Below are 16,299 nucleotides of genomic sequence, written 5' to 3' on the forward strand. Positions count from 1 at the left end.
GCGTATCCCTCACGGTTCAAAAAATCGGGACGCGGGCCGTGCATTGGCCGGATCGCGAAACACCAAAGGTTTGGCGTCCACGCGTTCGGCATCAGGCAGTTGGGCGCGCGCAACGGCTTGTTCGACCAGCGCATGCTGGGGCGATTTGCTGCACACCGGGTCGGCATTCGCCGCGTCGCCGCTCAGCATGAAGGCCTGGCAACGGCAGCCGCCCAGGTCCTTTTCTTTTTCCGGGCAGGTGCGGCAAGGCTCTTTCATCCACGCAAAACCACGAAAGCGGTTGAAGGCGGGTGAGCGGTGCCAGATGTCGTCCACGCGCATGTCGCGCACGTTCGGGAAGTCGATGTCCGGGAGCATGCGCGCCGTGTGGCAAGGCAGCGCATAGCCATCGGGCGTGATGGTCAGGAACACGTTGCCCCAACCGTTCATGCACTTTTTGGGGCGGGTTTCATAGTAATCGGGCACCACGAAAAAAATGCGAATCCTGTCGCCGAGCTTTTGCCTATAGTCGTTGGTCAGGGCTTCGGCACGCTGCAACTGCGCGCGCGAGGGCAGCAGTTGATCCCGGTTGAGGGCAGCCCACGAGTAATACTGGTTGTTCGCCAGCTCCAGGTATTCGGCGCCGAGCTCCACCGCCAGCTCGATGATGGTGCCGATGTGGTCTATGTTCTGGCGGTGGATCACACAGTTCATCACCATGGGCCAGCCATGGCTTTTGATCGTGTCGGCGACGCGGCGCTTGAGATCGAACGTCTTGGTGTGGGACAAAAAATCGTTGAGCTCTTTGGTCGAGTCCTGAAAGGAGAGCTGGATGTGGTCCAAGCCTGCGGCTTTGAGGGCCGCGGCACGCTGCTGCGTCAGGCCCACACCGGAAGTCAGCAGGTTGGTATAGAAGCCCAGCCGGTGCGCTTCGGCCACCAGCACCTCGAGGTCGTCGCGCAGCAGGGGTTCGCCGCCTGAAAAGCCGCATTGCACACTGCCCGCGGCGCGCGCCTCGCGCAGCACGCGCAGCCAATCGTCCGTGCCCAACTCCGGGCCGGCGTGGGCAAAATCGACGGGGTTGTAGCAAAAGACGCAATGCAGCGGACAGCGATAGGTCAGCTCGGCCAGCAGCCAGAGCGGCGGGCCGATGTCCGGGCCGCCAGCTGCAAAAGCCTGGGTGGCAGGCTCACTCATGTCTTGATCCAGCCTTGCTGTTGTGCAATGACCAGAAAGTCATGCACATCCTGGGCCAGCCCCGCGGTGGCGAAGGCATGCTCCAGTTCCGCCACGATCTCGCCCACCGTTTTGCAGCCGTCGATCCTGCGCATGATTTCCCCGGCGCTGGCGTTGAGCTTGACCATGCCTTCCGGGTAAAGCAGCACCCAGGCCTTTTGCGCCTCCTCCCATTGCAGGCGGAAGTGCCCGGCCAGGCGCGGGCGCTCCTGCGGCGTCAGGGAAGGCAGCTCAGCCATGCTTGGGCCCCTTGATCTCGATGTGGCATTGGTCGAGCATGATGGCATCGGCCAGGGCCCACAGAACGTCGAGCTTGAACTGCAGTATGTCCAGCACACGCTCCTGCATGGCACGTGTCTGGCTGAAATAGTCCAGCGTGAAGCGCAACCCGTGTTCCACGTCGCGACGCGCCTGTGTGAGGCGCTGCTTGAAATAGTGCAGGCCTTGCGTCTGTACCCACGGGTATTGCGTGGGCCAGGTGTCTATGCGCTGCTGATGAATGTGCGGGGCGAACAGCTCGGTCAGGCTGGATGCCACGGCCTCTTGCCATGGCTGGCGCCGTGCGAAGTTCACGTAGGCATCCACGGCAAAGCGCGCAGCCGGCGCCACATGGCGCAAGGACGTGACGGCTTCGCGCGTCAGGCCGACGGCTTCACCCAGGCGAATCCAGGCCTCAATCCCGCCCGGGTCTTCGATGCCGCCGATCTTGTAGCCATCGTGGTCGAGAATGCGTTGGATCCACTCGCGGCGAATCTCGCGGTCATCGCAGTTGGACAGGATGGCTGCGTCTTTGATCGGGATGCAAATCTGGTAGTAAAAGCGGTTGGCCACCCAGCCTTGCAGCTGCTTTTGCGTCAGCTTGCCCTCGGCCATCATCACGTGGAAAGGGTGATGGATGTGGTAGCTGCTGCTTTTGCCGCGCAGCTTTCCCTCGAATTCTTCCTTGCTCCAGGGAGGTGGGAGGTGATGTTGGCTCACAGTTCGATCTCCATACCGTCGTAGGACACCTCGATGCCGCGGCGCGTGAGTTCTTGCCGCTCAGGGCTGCGCTCATTCAGGATCGGGTTGGTATTGTTGATATGGATCAGCACCTTGCGCGTGCGACGGGGCAGTTGCTCCAGCCATTCGAGCATGCCGCCAGGCCCGCTCAGCGGAAGGTGCCCCATGGCACGCGAGGTTTTTCGGGATGCGCCGAGTGCGATCATTTCATCGTCGCTCCACAGCGTACCATCGACCAGCACGCAGTCAGCCGCTTGCATGGCCGCCCAGACATGCGGCTCCATCTGGCCGAGACCGGGAGCATAAAAAAGCTTTTTGCCGGTTTGCTGGTCGGTCAGCGTCACGCCTACGTTGTCGCCCGGCTGGGGGCGGTCGCGGTGCGGTGAATACGGCGGAGCGTTGCTGATAAGTGGCAGCGCATCAAACCCGATCCCCGGCACAGCCGGGATGGCAAAGCCTTCCCCGTGCAGAGGGACATCGTGCCACTGCACCCCGCAATAGTGGCGCAGCAGGTTGAATATAGGATTGCCGTGCGTGAGGTCTTCGCGCACCAAGGCATGGCACCATATCTGCAGGGGCTCGCGGTGCTCGCGCAGCATATACAGGCCGGTAGTGTGGTCGATCTGCGCGTCTATCAAAAAGATGGCGCGGATGGCAGTGTCGCGCAGCGTGCGCCCTGGCTGCAGCGCCGGAAATGCGCGCAGCTGCTGCAGGATGTCAGGCGATGCGTTGAACAGCAGCCAATCTGTGTGGTTGCCACTCACCACAATCGAAGACTGCGTGCGCGCGCGGTAATCTGGGCTGCCGCTGCGTATGGCCGTGCAGTGAAGGCAGTTGCAATTCCACTGCGGAAAGCCGCCACCGGCGGCAGAACCGAGAATGTGGATTTTCAAAATAAAGCCCGTCGATGATCGTGACACTAATTTCCTGGAGGCAGGAACATTTATTCATGCCGCATGTCGCAGCAACTTTTCAATATAAATCCCGCCAAGGCAGCTTGACGGGATTTATATTTCAGCGAACTGCAATATACATGGTGATTTCAAAACCAAAGCGCATATTGATTGCAGCAGGTTTTTCCCATTTCATGGTGATACTCCTTTCAAGGTTTGGAGGAACAAAAATCCTTCGGATGATCCGAAGGGACAGATTCAGTGTGCCAGTTTTGCCCGGCAAGCTCCCTAGGGATAATCCCTAGGAGCCTGTCGGGCTTTGGGCGTCGAAAGCGAGAATGCGCCCCAGCGAGACCAGTTTTTGCCGGATTCGCAGCCCCATAGCGGGACTATGGGGCAAGAAGACGGTAAAAAATGGGCCGCTGCGGCGCATTCGCAGCCGACGATTCCAAAGTCCGACAGGCTCCTAGAATTGACAACCCGCCCTCTTGACATACGCACCTTTTCATGCCTTCCATGCTTTATCCACCGATAGCCCCTTATACCAGTGGAATGCTGGCTGTGGGAGGCGGCCATAGGGTTTATCACGAACAATGCGGCAACCCCGAAGGGGTGCCATTGGTGTTTCTCCATGGCGGCCCCGGCAGCGGTTGCAGTCCTGCACATCGGCGATTGTTCGACCCCACACGTTTTCGCATGGTGTTTTTCGATCAACGCGGCTGCGGCCGCAGCACGCCCAGGGGCGGCCTGCACGCCAATACCGCCCTCCACTTGCTGCGCGATCTGGAGCAGTTGCGCAAGCACTTGGGCATTGCGCAGTGGCTGGTGGTCGGCGGCTCTTGGGGAGCGGGACTGGGGCTTGCCTACGCTGCAGCTTATCCTTCGGTGTGCAAAGGCTTGCTGCTGCGCGGCGTGTTTCTGGGGCGCAAGGCAGACCTGGACTGGTTTTTCCATCAGGTGCGCGTGCTTTTGCCCGATGCCTGGCAGGCCTTGGTGCAGCAGTTTCCCAGCGCAACCGCGGATGGCGCGCTGGCATCTTTGTCGCACGCGGTGCTGGAAGGCGCGCCCGAAGAAGCGCTGGCCGCTGCCTTGGCCTGGGAGGCTTGGGAAGCCTGCGTGACGGAACGCCGGCTGGTCGCGCCACGCCATGGCGTGGCGCCAGAGCTTGCCCGCACTCTGGTCGATAAATACCGCATACAGGCGCACTACTTGCGCCACGGATGTTTCGGCAGGAATGAGGGCTTTTTTCTCAAGCATTTGCAGCGTCTGCATGGCATTCCGACCATCTTGCTTCATGGCCGCCTGGATTGGGTATGCCGCCCCATCGCCGCGTGGGAGGTGCATGCGCGGCTGCCTGGCAGTCGCTTGCTTTGGATCGAAGAAACAGGGCACAACCCCTTCGAGCCGCGCATGGTGCAAGCGCTGGCAACACAGGCCCTTGCACTTGCGGGGCAGGATGGCGGGCTTGCATGAATACGTTGGAGCATTTCCGTAAGCCCGCCAGATAAGGTAGAGACCGCCCGAAAGCACGCACCGCCGTTGTTTTACGCTCACTTCTTCGGCCGTATGGCGTCCGCCGTGCCCTGGATGAAAGCCTTGAGCTTTTGCACGTCCTCCATGCTCAGCTTGCCCGTAAAGTCGGGCATGCCACGCTCCGTCGCCGGGCCCTTGAAGATAAATTTGTCAAGGTGTTCGATGCGCGCGGTGTCCATGTAGCCAAGGTTGGGAATGTTGCCGCCGCGATCCACACCTGGTACACCGTGGCACAACACGCAGTTGCTCACGTACAGCGCCGTGCCGGCCTCGATGTCGGCAGGGTTGTATTTGACGCCGCTGAGCAACGCACCCTGCTGGTAAGCGACGAAGTCAGGCATGGGTGCCTTGCCATCGAGCACGAAGGTATAGACCGTTCCCGGACCACCCCGGTCCGTAAAGCGCGTGGATACCCCATATGCGCCGCCCCAGCCGACGGCAATCGACACATACTGCTTGCCATCGACCATGTACGTCACCGGGGCTGCGACGACGCCGGTGCCGGTGGCGACTTCCCAGAGCTTTTCGCCCGTTTTGGCGTTGTAGGCAACGAAGCGCCCATCGGCCGTGCCTTGGAACACCAGGTTGCCCGCCGTGGTCAGGGTGCCACCGTTCCAGGGCGAGACATGCTCCACGCGCCAGCGCTCCTTTTGCGCCACCGGGTCCCAGGCGATCAGGCGGCCGAAGGGCGTGCTCTTGGGCGGCTCCATGTTGATCAGCGTGGCCGTGTTCCAGCCGATGTTGCTGTGCGGCTCGGGCAGGGAGCCACCGTTGAACTTCCAGTTCTTGTTGTCCTGCAGCGTCAGCGGCACATGCTGGGCCGGCAGGTAGGCCAGGCCCGTGTCGGGGCTGTAGGACATGGAATGCCAGTTGTGCGCACCGTAGGGGCCGGGGATGGCATCGTACGGCTTGCCTTCGGGGCGCGCATCGGGCGTTTCGATTGGGCGGCCGTTGGCGTCGTAGCCCGTGGCCCAGTTCACATCGACGAAGTTCTTGGCCGAGATGAGTTTGCCGTTGGTGCGGTCGATGACGTAGAAGAAGCCGTTCTTGGGTGCGTGCAGTATGACCTTGCGCGGCTGGCCTTCGATCTTGAGGTCGGCCAGGATCATGGGCTGGGTGGAGGTGTAGTCCCAGTTGTCGCCGGGCGTTTCCTGGTAGTGCCAGACGTATTTGCCGGTGTCGGGGTCGAGCGCGACGATGGAGGCCAGGTACAGGTTGTCGCCGCCTGCGGGGCTGCGCTTGCGCTGTGACCAGGGGCTGCCGTTGCCCGTGCCCACGTACATGAGGTTGAGTTCGGGGTCGAAGGTCAGCGTGTCCCACGCGGTGCCGCCGCCGCCCGCTTCCCAGTACTTGCCGCTCGGGTCCCAGGTCTTGGCGGCGCGGGCCATGGATTCGTCTTCGAAGGGTTTGCTCGGGTCGCCGGGCACGGTGAACCAGCGCCATTTTTGTGCGCCGGTCTTGGCGTCGTAGGCGGTGATGTAGCCGCGCACGCCGTATTCGGCGCCGCCGTTGCCTATGATGACCTTGCCTTTGAAGACGCGCGGCGCACCGGTGATGGTGTAGGAGCGCTTGTGGTCGATGATGGTGTCTTTTTCCCAGACTTTTTTGCCCGTGGCGGCGTCGAGGGCGATCAGGCGGCCGTCGAACGAGGCCACATAGACCTTGCCTTCGTACAGCGCGACGCCGCGGTTGACCACGTCGCAGCAGCCGCGGTAGCCGAGCGCCTTGGGCACCTTGGGGTCGTAGGTCCAGATTTTTTTGCCGCTGCGCACGTCGATGGCGTGCACCACGCTCCACGAGGCCGTGACGTACATGATGCCGTCCACGACGAGCGGCGTGGCTTCGACGCCACGCGTGGAGTTTAGGTTGTACGACCAGGCCAGGCCCAGGTTCTTGACGTTGCTGGTGTTGATCTGGTCGAGCTTGCTGAAGCGCGTTTCGGCGTAGTCCAGGCCGTAGCTGGGCCAGTCATTGGTTTTGGCTTCGTTGGCGCGGATGAAGTTGCCATCGACTTTGCGGGTCGCCGCAGCAATGCGCGCAGCGGATGCCTGGGCTGGTTCGGCCATGCTCGTTTGCGTGGCCGCCAGCAGCATCGATGCTGCAAGCACGGGCAATACGGTTTGGGAGGAGTATGGGCGTTTCATGGTGTCTCCTGTGAGAGTTGAATTGGACGTGAAATGATGGGTAGAACCCGTGCTGGTCAGAGCAGGACAAGGCATGTCACACAGTAATACCTCGTTTTGATCCTGCCTTACGCAAGTTTGGATGACTGGTTCAAACCGCGATGAAAACCGATTTGGTTTCGAGGTAAGAATCCAAAGCCGCCTTGCCAAGATCACGCCCTATGCCAGACTGCTTGTAGCCCCCAAAAGGCATGGCGGGGTTGAGCATGCTGTGGCAGTTGACCCAGACCGTCCCTGCCTTGATCTTCGGAATCAGGCGATGCACCTTGGAAAGGTTGTTCGACCAGATGCTTGCGCCCAGGCCATAAGAGGTGTCATTGGCCCAGGCGGCAACCTGGTCCAGATCGTCATAAGGCATGGCAGTCAGCACGGGCCCAAAAATCTCTTCCTGCTGTACGCGCATACCCTGGTTGACGTTGGTCAGTACCGTGGGCTGCATGTAGTAGCCTTTGTCTTTGGCACGGCCACCGCCGGTGACGACCTGCGCCCCCTGCGCGCGGCCGATATCGATGTAATTGCATACGCGCTCCAACTGCTCGCGTGACACCAGCGGCCCCATCTGCGCGGCCGGATCGAGACCATGGCCCAGTGGCATGGATTCGGCAATTTGTGCCACGTCGGCCACCACGCGGTCGAACATTTTTTTCTGCACGTACAGGCGGGAGCCGGCGCAGCAAACCTGTCCGTGGTTGAAGAAGATGGCTTGCGCGGCACCAGCGGCAGCCGTGGCGGGGTCGCAGTCGTCGAGCACGATCACCGGCGACTTGCCACCCAACTCCAGGGTAAAGCGCGTCATGTTCTCGACCGCAGCCTTGCCGATCAGCTTGCCCACCTCGGTCGAGCCCGTGAAGCTGACCTTGTCTATGCCAGGGTGGCTGACCAGCGGAGCCCCGGCAGAGGGGCCGTCACCGATGATGATGTTCACCACCCCAGGAGGGAAGCCGGCTTCGAGGATCAACTCGCCCAGCATCAAGGCCGTGAGGGGCGTTTGTTCCGCCGGCTTGAGCACCACCGTACAGCCGGCGGCAAGGGCCGGCGCCAGCTTCAACACCGCCATCAGCAGCGGGAAGTTCCACGGCACGACGGCAGCGACCACACCAACCGCTTCGCGCCGCGTGAAGGTCACGAACTCGGCCTGCGGCGCAATCGGAACCGAAATGTCAGTGGTCGCGCCTTCAATTTTGGTGGCCCAGCCCGCCATGTAGCGCAGGGTATCGATGGAAACAGCCACATCGACAGCGCGCGCAATGGCGGCCGATTTGCCATTATCCATGGCTTCGACTTCGGCAAAACTCTGGGCATTGGCCTCGAGCAGGTCGGCCAGCTTGAGCAGCAGACGTTCACGTTCCGTGCCGTGCATTTTGCTCCAGGGGCCGTGGTCGAAGGCCCGGCGCGCAGCACTCACCGCCAGCTCCACGTCGGCCTTGCCGGCTGAGGGCACCTTGCCGAGAACCTCTTCGTTGGCTGGATTGATGACGTCCATGGTCTGGCCGCTTTGCGCCTGGATCCATTGGCCGTCGATCAGCAGGGAGTGCGTTCCACGCGCCAGAAACTTGGCGGCTTTTTCCGTGATCAGGTGTTGAATGTCAGAGATGTTCATGGTTTGTTCCTCGGGTGTCGTGCATGCCAGTCGCATGCAGCGGGTTTGCGCCTGCAACGTGGAGCCAGGTGCAAAGCCCATTCAACTCCACGGCCGCAAAGTTACCGATCCGTCCGTGGAAGAAGAACTCGGTACTTTCCCTAGGTCAGGAACTGTTCCGATATGGAGCAGCCATCTATTCCAATGCGCACGCATGGCCGCTCGTGGGCGCATGTCGCCTCTTTTTGAATCAGGGTTTGCACGGATTGGACGCCTTGGACTTTTTCATCTTTAATTTCCTGGCCTCTCTGGAAAGAGGAAATGTTTTTTGTTTTTCTATATTCACTTCAGGAGGCTTATCCATGCCTAAATTTGTCATCGAGCGGGAAATCCCCGGCGCCGGAAGCATGTCTGCAGAGCAGCTCAAGGGGGCTGCGCAAAGCTCCAACCAAGTGATCCGGGAACTGGGGCCCAGCATTCAGTGGGAACACAGTTACGTCACCGGCGACAAGATTTTTTGCATCTACAACGCCCCGGACGAGGCCTTGATCCGCACCCATGCCGCCAAGGCGGGCATCCCTGCCAACAAGATCACGCCCGTGGCGGCCGTCATCGACCCTGCCACGGCACAGGGCTGAACGGCTTGCGCTGCCTTCGCCCGGCGGGCTATGAACGCTGGGTGAACGTATGGAGCGTATAGAGATGTCAATGACACACCCCACACGCACACTATCACTAGTCCTGCTATGCGAGTGAGGAGCACCATGCCAGTCTCTCCCAAAACGCACACGAGCCGGACTCTACCGCCTCCCTTCTTTGCTTCGGAAGCGCAGCGTCTGGCGCACGCGCGCGAGCAATTTTTTGAAGAAGGCGTTCGCCCCAGCGGGGTCGTGAGCGAGGGCGTGATCCAGTCCTGGAACCGCTGTCTGCAGGCCCATAGAAAGCCCAGTGAGCCGGTGGAGTTCGACCTCGTTACCCGCAGCCGCATTCACACGGCACAGACGCGCAACCGCACACTACTCGACGTGGCAGCGCACGACTTGAGGCAACTGCAGGTCTTGCTTGCAGATACACGCTGCCAGGCCGTATTGACCGATGCCACAGGCGTGGTGCTGGAGGTCATACAGCCAGTGAATGCAGATAGCTTTTTGTTATCACGGGCTTGCCGAACAGGCGTCAACCTGGCAGAAGAGGTTGTTGCGACTACGGCCCCGGGTTTGGTCGCGCGCACGGGCCAGCCTTGTGTCGTGCGTGCAGGCGAGCATTTTTTCGATTGTCTGCAAACTCTGCACTGCGCTGCGGCGCCCATCCATGACGCCCAGCGCAAGCTGGTGGGGATTTTGAATGTTTCCATCGAAGCGCAAGCTTTCGGTTTTGACGCGCCCTCGGTGGTGATCCTTCATGCCGCAGGGATCGAAAACCGGCTGCTGCAAGCCCAGGCGCACGAGCAGATCGTCGTGCATCTGCACACCCTGCCGAGCATGATCGACACCCCCATGGAAGGCCTGATCGGCGTGGATGCCAATGGCAAGCTGTGCTGGTGCAATGACGCAGCAGCGCGTCTTCTGGGGCTGCCACAGAAAAGTCCAATGCAGGATCGCGCCAGGCCAGCGTCCGCCCACGAAGCGCTCGGCATAACGCCAACACAACTTGCAGCCTGGAGTCGCCACCGCGAACCCGCACTGCACAGGCTCCCCAATGGACTCGCTCTGTGGCTGCGCGCCCGCCTGCATGGGTATGAACGCGACGCGGCCTCGTTTCATCTTGGTAGCTTGCCTGCCGCTGACATGGCTGCGCCGCCCGCTTCACTCGCAGCGGCGGCACCCGCCGCAGTTGCTGTCACGGAATCCGCTTCGCCACCGCCCTTCGCACCCGCTCAGCCGCAACAGCCAGCCACACCCATCAGCCTGCGCGCAGCAGATCGGCAATGGATTGCGAAAACCCTGGCTGAATGTGGTGGCAACGTGTCCAAAGCGGCGCGCATTCTGGGCGTGTCACGCGGCTTGATTTATCGCCACATGGAAAAAACAGGCGGGCAAGCTGGCCCTGCCGAACACCAACCGGACTTACGCAAACAAGGATGCAGCGAGGTGTTTCCCAGTGCGATCACCAGCACGATGTCGATCCAGCTTTGCGAATGCCAGAAGCCGAAAATGAAGAACAGCGTAGCCAAGCCCAGCACCAGGTTGAGCTTGTGCTGCCCCGTGAACACCACCGGCGCACCCTGGAACAGGCGGAACTTGTACTTGCCGCTGAGCTTGCCGAAGGCGATGACCGAACCCGAGAAGGTGACCGCACCGATGAAGGCGCCCAACGCGAGCTCCACCCGGTTGCCGCCAGGAATGGCCGCGCCTTTGACCACGATGCCGAAGGCCCAGGGTTCGGCCACCACGGCCACTGCGATGCACACCGCCGCTAGACCGATCATGCTGTGCATGAAGGCCACCAACTCCGGCATCTTGGTCATCTCCACGCGCTGCGCCATGATGGCGCCCGCGCCACCGCCCACCACCAGGCCCGCCAGCACGTAGCCCAGGCCCAGCGCCTGTCCCCCAGCCAGCTCGACGATCAGCGCGGCCGTGGTCAACACGGCGATCGCCATGCCGGTCATACCGAAGAGATTGCCACGGATAGAGGTGGTGGGATGGCTCAAGCCCTTGAGAGCCTGGATGAAGCAGACGCTGGCGATCAGGTAGAGCAGCGTGACGAGGTTCATACTCATGCGTGTTCTCCCTTGACTGCGGACTTCTTGTCTTTCTTCTTGAACATCTCCAGCATGCGGCGCGTGACCAGGAAGCCACCGAAGACGTTGACCGCCGCCAGTGCCACGGCGATCACGCCCATGGACTTGGCCAGTGTGCCTTCGGTCAGCGCGGCGGCCAGCATGGCGCCCACGATGACGATGGCCGAGATCGCGTTGGTCACCGCCATCAGCGGCGTGTGCAGCGCGGGCGTCACCGTCCACACCACGTGGTAGCCCACGTAGATGGCCAGCACGAAGATGATCAGGTTCATGATCACGGGAGACACGGCTTCCATCGCTTATTTCCTTTTCACTTCGCCCGCATGCGCCATCAGGCAGGCGGCCACGATGTCGTCTTCCAGGTCCAGGTGCAGCGCGCCTTCCTTGTTGATGACGAGCTTGAGGAAGTCCAGCACGTTGCGCGCGTACAGCGCCGAGGCATCGGCCGCCACCAGCGCGGGCAGGTTGGTCTCGCCCACCAGGGTCACGCCGTGCTTGACGACCGTCTGGCCGGCTTCGGTCAGCGGGCAGTTGCCACCGGCCGGCGCCGCCAGGTCCACGATCACCGAACCCGGTTTCATGGCCTTGACCATCTCCTCCGTCACCAGCACCGGCGCGGCACGGCCAGGGATCAACGCGGTGGTGATGACCACGTCAGCCTGCGCCACGCGTTTGGCCACTTCCACCTTCTGGCGCTCCAACCAGCTCAGGGGCATGGGGCGGGCGTAGCCGCCCACGCCTTCGGCGGCTTCCTTCTCTTCGGCGGTCTCGTAGGGCACGTCGATGAACTTGGCGCCCAGCGATTCGACCTGCTCCTTCACGCTCGGCCTCACGTCCGACGCCTCGATCACCGCGCCCAGGCGCTTGGCCGTGGCAATGGCCTGCAGACCTGCCACGCCCACGCCGAGGATGACCACGCGCGCGGCCTTCACGGTGCCGGCGGCCGTCATCAGCATGGGGAAGAAGCGCTGGTACTTGTCAGCCGCCATCATCACGGCCTTGTAGCCGGCGATGTTGGCCTGTGAGGACAGCACGTCCATGCTCTGCGCGCGCGTGGTTCGCGGCGCGGCCTCCAGTGCGTAGGCGGTGAGGCCCGCACCTGCGAGGCGTTGCAGGCCCTCTCCGTCCACGGGGTTGAGCATCCCCACCACGGTGGTACCGGGCTTCATCAGCGCAAGCTCGACCGCCGAAGGGGCGCACACCTTGAGCACCAACTCGCAGCCAAAGGCATCGGCCGCGTCGGTGATCTCCGCACCTACCGCCTCGTAGGCGGCATCCGGTGCGTTGGCGTACGCACCGGCCCCTGATTGCACCTTCACCACGTAGCCTTGAGATTTGAGCTTCTTGGCCGTCTCGGGCGTAACAGCTACCCGGGTTTCGCCCGCCGTCGTTTCGACGGGTACTCCTATCAGCATTTGAGATTCCTTGACGAATAGCGGCGTTTGCTAAAGGTGAAGCGGCGTGACTTCCTAAGGATCTTGTGCGCGCACAAGGCACCGCCAACGCCCTTGGTTCAGCCGAATTGACGAACGACAGGGACTTGTAGCTGACAAAGCGGAGATGGATTTTGCTTTGTCGTCACGCAGTTTACCCTAAAGATTTTTCACTTACTCTAAAGTAAAATTCATGTCGGAGAATTCGGGTTTTCCCGTGCCCGCGGCACAGATTGGCCTCAAATAGGGGCTCCAGGGCTGTCCCTGCAGCGCATGGATAGGCGCGGCGGACAAGCTCCGCCATCAGCGTCGTTCGTCAAAGTGGCAGCATCGGTGAGGCTGCGTCTGCGCATGACGTTCATGCTGCGGAGATCGCCATTGACCTTAGTCAGCGGAGCGCGCTGCATCACGGTAGCTCCGCATGTACAGCATCTGAGGTGGCAATCTGTGGTGGCATTCAGCGGATTCGGACGCGGATCGTCCAGTCGTCCACAACGATCACATTGCTACCTCCTCTCCGCTATCCAACGACGAACCTCCTCTGCACGCCATGCAGTGATTCCGGGTGAGATAGGAACAGGCGCAGGAAACAGGCCTGCATTGACTTGGCGCCAAAGAGTCGACTTGGAGAACGGGATAAAGTGAAGCAACAGTTTCTGTCGCACAAAGCCGCTGGTAGGCAGCACCAGCGATTCACCATGTTGCTCGGATGTAAGGCCGGGCGGTAAAGATGACGTGTCTTGCATGATCATTCCTTTCCTGGATAGACGTCCAAGAGGCGAGGGCATGACCAGCTCTGTCGCAGCGGATGTGGTCTGAAAGAAATCCGCTGCCGAGGAACGCAGAACTTCCTTTCCCTTCAGCCGGCGTTCCAATCGGCTAGAGGATGATGTGTACACCGACGTGCAGTCGCGCATCGAAGCGCCACGTCAGAATGGCAGGGTCACGTTGCCGCAACGGCCCAAAATCTGAGACCGAGTTCTATGCTAAGTGTTTCTAAATTGAACCAGCAGGCAGGTAACGACTGCGACGCGTACGGCAAGCCGGACAGAAGATGAGCGACGATGCGATCGCACACCCTTCAATGAAACTCTACTCCGCACTTGCCTGCTGTGCGTCTTGGGCCGAACGCCTCGCGAACAATCGACGGCGCAAGCGCGTGTTTTCGCGTGGAGATGCAGTAGTACTACACGGAACGTGCTGAGACGGCGTCATCCTCGGGCATCTCTACCGTCTGAGTGCCATCGGCGAAGCCCCTGCTTGCACTATCCTCAGCGCCGGGAACTGCCTTCGCGCTACCACCATCGACTTCGTTGCCGGAAAGTTGCGCCACATCCGCGGCAATAGACACGACCGCGCTCTTTCGAGCGTCCAGAGCGTTCATCTCCCGTCGCAACCGGCCAGCAAGGTTTCGCGCGCCGTTCGCTACGTCACGCACGCGGCGCTTGAGCGCAGCCCGCTCGATGTCGACTGCCTGCGTGGTGATGACCTCATGGATTTCCAGGGTCTGCAGCAAAGGCATCAGTTGATCAAGCTTGCCCAAGATCTCCAGATATCTGCGGCTACTCGAAGACAACACACCGACCTCCAACTCCAAGGCAATCGTGTCATATGTAGCGACACTGGTAATGCCGTTGGCCTTGAAGAGCGCCTCCGCGCCATCAATAGCCTGGTTCAGTTGCTCGGCAACTTTGTCCATCTGCTCGCGAATGAGCCCTTCTACTTTCGCGACATCTTCATGATTGAGCTTGGTTCGCGAGATCACCGAGATGAAATGGATGCCCAGCTGAAAGGTATTGAAGTACCGGATGAACAGGCGCTTCCCCTCGGCGCTCGCAAAGCTGGCCTTAATTTTCAGGCTCGCAGCCTCCACTCGCCGGAAGTCGGCTTTGGTTTCCCGGGCAAGGATGCGGGCATTGACACCCCCCTGGTCGTGCTTGACGAAATCGAGGTCAGCCATAGTCATCTTCTCCTGGTACAACGAGCTTCGGAGAAATGATCGGCAAGACCTTGGCGCATCGCCACGCGAAACGGCCACGAAGTCAGGCTGCTTTCGGCATCGGGGCAGACTGATGGCGCTTCGGGCATTGACGCATAAGGGTTCGGCCTCTACCGTGGGAGGCATGCAGTAGCTGGCCCTGCACCCCTGGCAAGCCCTGGAGTTCCGTCGGCACGGTCTGAGCGCGACATGCTCTGGATCGCTGTCTCTACCCAATGCTTCCCGTCGGCGGCTTTCGAGGCCAGCCTGGGGGCAGTCACGCCCTCGGCCTGGCGCCGAAAGCTTTCTCCCTGCCGGTCGCTGGCGCACCGGCCCCATGGCACATCGATCCGTGCCCAAGCCAGCCTTGAAATCCCCGATCCGCCACACGGATCCGTTCATCCATCCACCCCCTGGGGGCTAACAGCCCCCAGACAGGCGCGTTGGCTCCTGCCGCTATCCCAAGGAGCCAACCATGCTGAGCCACAGCATCTCATCCGAGATCCGTCCTTGCCCGCCGATCGGAATCATGTCCGAAAGCGAGCACGCCGAGCGACCGGTCTTCCAGGTCCTGCTCGAACGACTGCAGACGGGGAATGCACACATCGTCCCGGCTGCAACTGCTGCGGCGATGCTCGACGCCACAGACGACAGAGCTCCCGTCGAATGGAGCGAGGAGGACATCGTGCTGCTGCACTGGCGGTTGCTCAAGGAGATCGGTCGACTGGCCGATCCCGAGACACCGCTCGAAGAGAAGTTCGACACGCTGCGCTGGGTGTTCACCGAGCGCGAGAAGGATCGCAAGCCGTTCAGCTTCGTGTCCTGCCTTCGCGTGGTGGGCTGCAGCCCTTTGTCGCCCCTGCCGTACTGCGGCTTGGTCGACGTCGAAGAAGTCCGGGACGTCATCCGCTGCGCCATGCACAGCTGGCTACGCGAAACCCTGATGCGCTACCCAAGCTGGGTGCGCGAGGCCATCGTTGACCACCCCGAATGGGTCGAGTCCCGACTTGCCCGCAACCCTCAGTGGATCAACGAAGCGATAAGGCGCACCGCACTCGAGGGCGATCTGTTCGCCTGACTGCTCCGGCCTGACACCCCCAACCGAGGGAGCGCTCCCCGCCCCACTCTGCAACCTTGAAAGGAGTCCACCAATGACCGATTGGAGGGACGTTCTCTGCCTCCTGGCGATCTTCGTGGCCTACGGCTTGACCGGCCACCTGGACTACCAGGATGCCATCGCCATGGAAGAAGCCATGCGCGAGGAAACGCTACCGCCCTGCTTTGTGCCGCCCGGTACCACGGCAGAGCACGCGCCCCTGTTTTTCGTCGATCCGATGCCGGTGCGCCGTAGCGCACCGGCATCCATCTCTGCACCAGCCTGCGTGCCGGACCACGAATGAGGAGTCGAACCATGCAACACACCGCACATCAGCCGCGTCGCGTGGAGGCCCTGCTTCCGGTGCGCGATCTCGGCGACATCGAGTTCCTCGTGAAGGAAAGCGAAATCCTGACCGGCCGCGCCGGCCGGGGCTTCGTGATCGCCGGCGCCGACCGCCTGGTCTACCGGGTGCACTGGCACCTGCTGGGCTTCAAGGTCGAGCGCCTGGACGCGCGCGGCCAAGTCCTGGACTGTCGGCACTTGTTGCCCTGGGAGTTCGAGGAACACGGCCTCGCCCAGGCGCTGGCCTGCGGCCAGCTGTTCACAGCATCGGTGCCCCGCGACACGAGCGGACGCGCCTGATA

The 16,299-nt window shown here is 61.5% G+C and carries 16 protein-coding genes and 2 pseudogenes; 6 read left to right on the forward strand and 12 right to left on the reverse strand.

Annotated features, from left to right (window positions below):
• Positions 1-9 precede the first annotated feature (9 nt).
• From pqqE to pqqA, 5 genes are all read right to left on the reverse strand, one after another.
• Positions 10-1,176, reverse strand: coding sequence for a pyrroloquinoline quinone biosynthesis protein PqqE (gene pqqE / locus GWK50_RS13805; RefSeq protein ID WP_162016965.1), 1,167 nt, complete (start codon positions 1,174-1,176; stop codon positions 10-12).
• Positions 1,173-1,454 carry a pyrroloquinoline quinone biosynthesis peptide chaperone PqqD gene (gene pqqD, locus GWK50_RS13810; protein WP_162016966.1) on the reverse strand — a complete coding sequence of 94 codons (282 nt, stop codon included), beginning with the start codon at positions 1,452-1,454 and terminating at the stop codon, positions 1,173-1,175. Before pqqD ends, pqqE begins: the two co-directional genes overlap by 4 nt.
• Positions 1,447-2,193: a pyrroloquinoline-quinone synthase PqqC gene (gene pqqC / locus GWK50_RS13815; protein WP_162016967.1), complete on the reverse strand. Its 747-nt coding sequence runs from the start codon at positions 2,191-2,193 to the stop codon at positions 1,447-1,449. The genes pqqD and pqqC overlap by 8 nt, the downstream gene beginning before the upstream one ends.
• On the reverse strand, positions 2,190-3,110 hold the full coding sequence (gene pqqB, locus GWK50_RS13820) for a pyrroloquinoline quinone biosynthesis protein PqqB (RefSeq protein WP_197905066.1): 921 nt from the start codon (positions 3,108-3,110) through the stop codon (positions 2,190-2,192). Before pqqB ends, pqqC begins: the two co-directional genes overlap by 4 nt.
• A 118-nt stretch (positions 3,111-3,228) precedes the next feature.
• The gene (gene pqqA / locus GWK50_RS20050; protein WP_144730016.1) at positions 3,229-3,303 is read right to left on the reverse strand and encodes a pyrroloquinoline quinone precursor peptide PqqA; all 75 of its coding nucleotides are present in this window, start codon (positions 3,301-3,303) and stop codon (positions 3,229-3,231) included.
• Positions 3,304-3,623: 320 nt separating this feature from the next.
• Between pqqA and pip the strand changes: the two genes are divergently transcribed.
• Positions 3,624-4,580 carry a prolyl aminopeptidase gene (gene pip, locus GWK50_RS13830; RefSeq protein WP_277950306.1) on the forward strand — a complete coding sequence of 319 codons (957 nt, stop codon included), beginning with the start codon at positions 3,624-3,626 and terminating at the stop codon, positions 4,578-4,580.
• 77 nt (positions 4,581-4,657) lie between these two features.
• Here the strand turns inward: pip and GWK50_RS13835 are convergent, their stop codons facing one another.
• Both GWK50_RS13835 and GWK50_RS13840 read right to left on the reverse strand, forming a co-directional pair.
• Positions 4,658-6,784, reverse strand: coding sequence for a PQQ-dependent dehydrogenase, methanol/ethanol family (locus GWK50_RS13835; protein WP_162016970.1), 2,127 nt, complete (start codon positions 6,782-6,784; stop codon positions 4,658-4,660).
• Positions 6,785-6,914: 130 nt separating this feature from the next.
• On the reverse strand, positions 6,915-8,423 hold the full coding sequence (locus tag GWK50_RS13840; protein ID WP_162016971.1) for an aldehyde dehydrogenase family protein: 1,509 nt from the start codon (positions 8,421-8,423) through the stop codon (positions 6,915-6,917).
• 341 nt (positions 8,424-8,764) lie between these two features.
• Here GWK50_RS13840 and GWK50_RS13845 point away from each other — a divergent pair, with 341 nt between their 5' ends.
• Entirely contained in the window at positions 8,765-9,040 is a 276-nt protein-coding gene (locus GWK50_RS13845; RefSeq protein WP_162016972.1) for a DUF4242 domain-containing protein, read from the forward strand.
• A 126-nt stretch (positions 9,041-9,166) separates the two neighbouring features.
• A pseudogene (locus GWK50_RS20090) lies at positions 9,167-10,372 on the forward strand (GAF domain-containing protein); the annotation flags it as partial.
• Between the two features lie 125 nt (positions 10,373-10,497).
• On the opposite strand, the pseudogene GWK50_RS13855 reads toward GWK50_RS20090, so the two are convergent.
• From GWK50_RS13855 to GWK50_RS13875, 5 genes and pseudogenes are all read right to left on the reverse strand, one after another.
• Positions 10,498-11,124: pseudogene (locus GWK50_RS13855) on the reverse strand (NAD(P)(+) transhydrogenase (Re/Si-specific) subunit beta); the annotation flags it as partial.
• Positions 11,121-11,441, reverse strand: coding sequence for an NAD(P) transhydrogenase subunit alpha (locus tag GWK50_RS13860; RefSeq protein WP_162016973.1), 321 nt, complete (start codon positions 11,439-11,441; stop codon positions 11,121-11,123). The pseudogene GWK50_RS13855 and the gene GWK50_RS13860, both read right to left, overlap by 4 nt.
• Positions 11,442-11,444: 3 nt before the next feature.
• Positions 11,445-12,560 (reverse strand): Re/Si-specific NAD(P)(+) transhydrogenase subunit alpha, encoded by a 1,116-nt coding sequence (locus tag GWK50_RS13865; protein ID WP_162016974.1) that lies wholly within the window; start codon positions 12,558-12,560, stop codon positions 11,445-11,447.
• Positions 12,561-13,084: 524 nt separating this feature from the next.
• Positions 13,085-13,495, reverse strand: a complete 411-nt coding sequence (locus GWK50_RS20095; RefSeq protein WP_347339528.1) for an AlpA family phage regulatory protein — start codon at positions 13,493-13,495, stop codon at positions 13,085-13,087.
• A gap of 269 nt (positions 13,496-13,764) precedes the next feature.
• Positions 13,765-14,538, reverse strand: coding sequence for a DUF1845 domain-containing protein (locus GWK50_RS13875; RefSeq protein ID WP_242455378.1), 774 nt, complete (start codon positions 14,536-14,538; stop codon positions 13,765-13,767).
• Between the two features lie 493 nt (positions 14,539-15,031).
• Between GWK50_RS13875 and GWK50_RS13880 the strand changes: the two genes are divergently transcribed.
• The 3 genes from GWK50_RS13880 (at position 15,032) to GWK50_RS13890 (ending at position 16,297) form a co-directional block, all read left to right on the forward strand.
• A complete protein-coding gene (locus GWK50_RS13880) occupies positions 15,032-15,634 on the forward strand; it encodes a hypothetical protein (protein WP_162016975.1) in 603 nt (200 codons plus the stop codon).
• Positions 15,635-15,707: 73 nt separating this feature from the next.
• On the forward strand, positions 15,708-15,956 hold the full coding sequence (locus GWK50_RS13885; protein WP_162016976.1) for a hypothetical protein: 249 nt from the start codon (positions 15,708-15,710) through the stop codon (positions 15,954-15,956).
• Between the two features lie 11 nt (positions 15,957-15,967).
• On the forward strand, positions 15,968-16,297 hold the full coding sequence (locus GWK50_RS13890; protein WP_162016977.1) for a hypothetical protein: 330 nt from the start codon (positions 15,968-15,970) through the stop codon (positions 16,295-16,297).
• Positions 16,298-16,299: the final 2 nt, after the last annotated feature.

The organism is Acidovorax sp. 210-6 (assembly GCF_010020825.1).
Taxonomy (GTDB): Bacteria; Pseudomonadota; Gammaproteobacteria; order Burkholderiales; family Burkholderiaceae_C; genus Simplicispira; species Simplicispira sedimenti.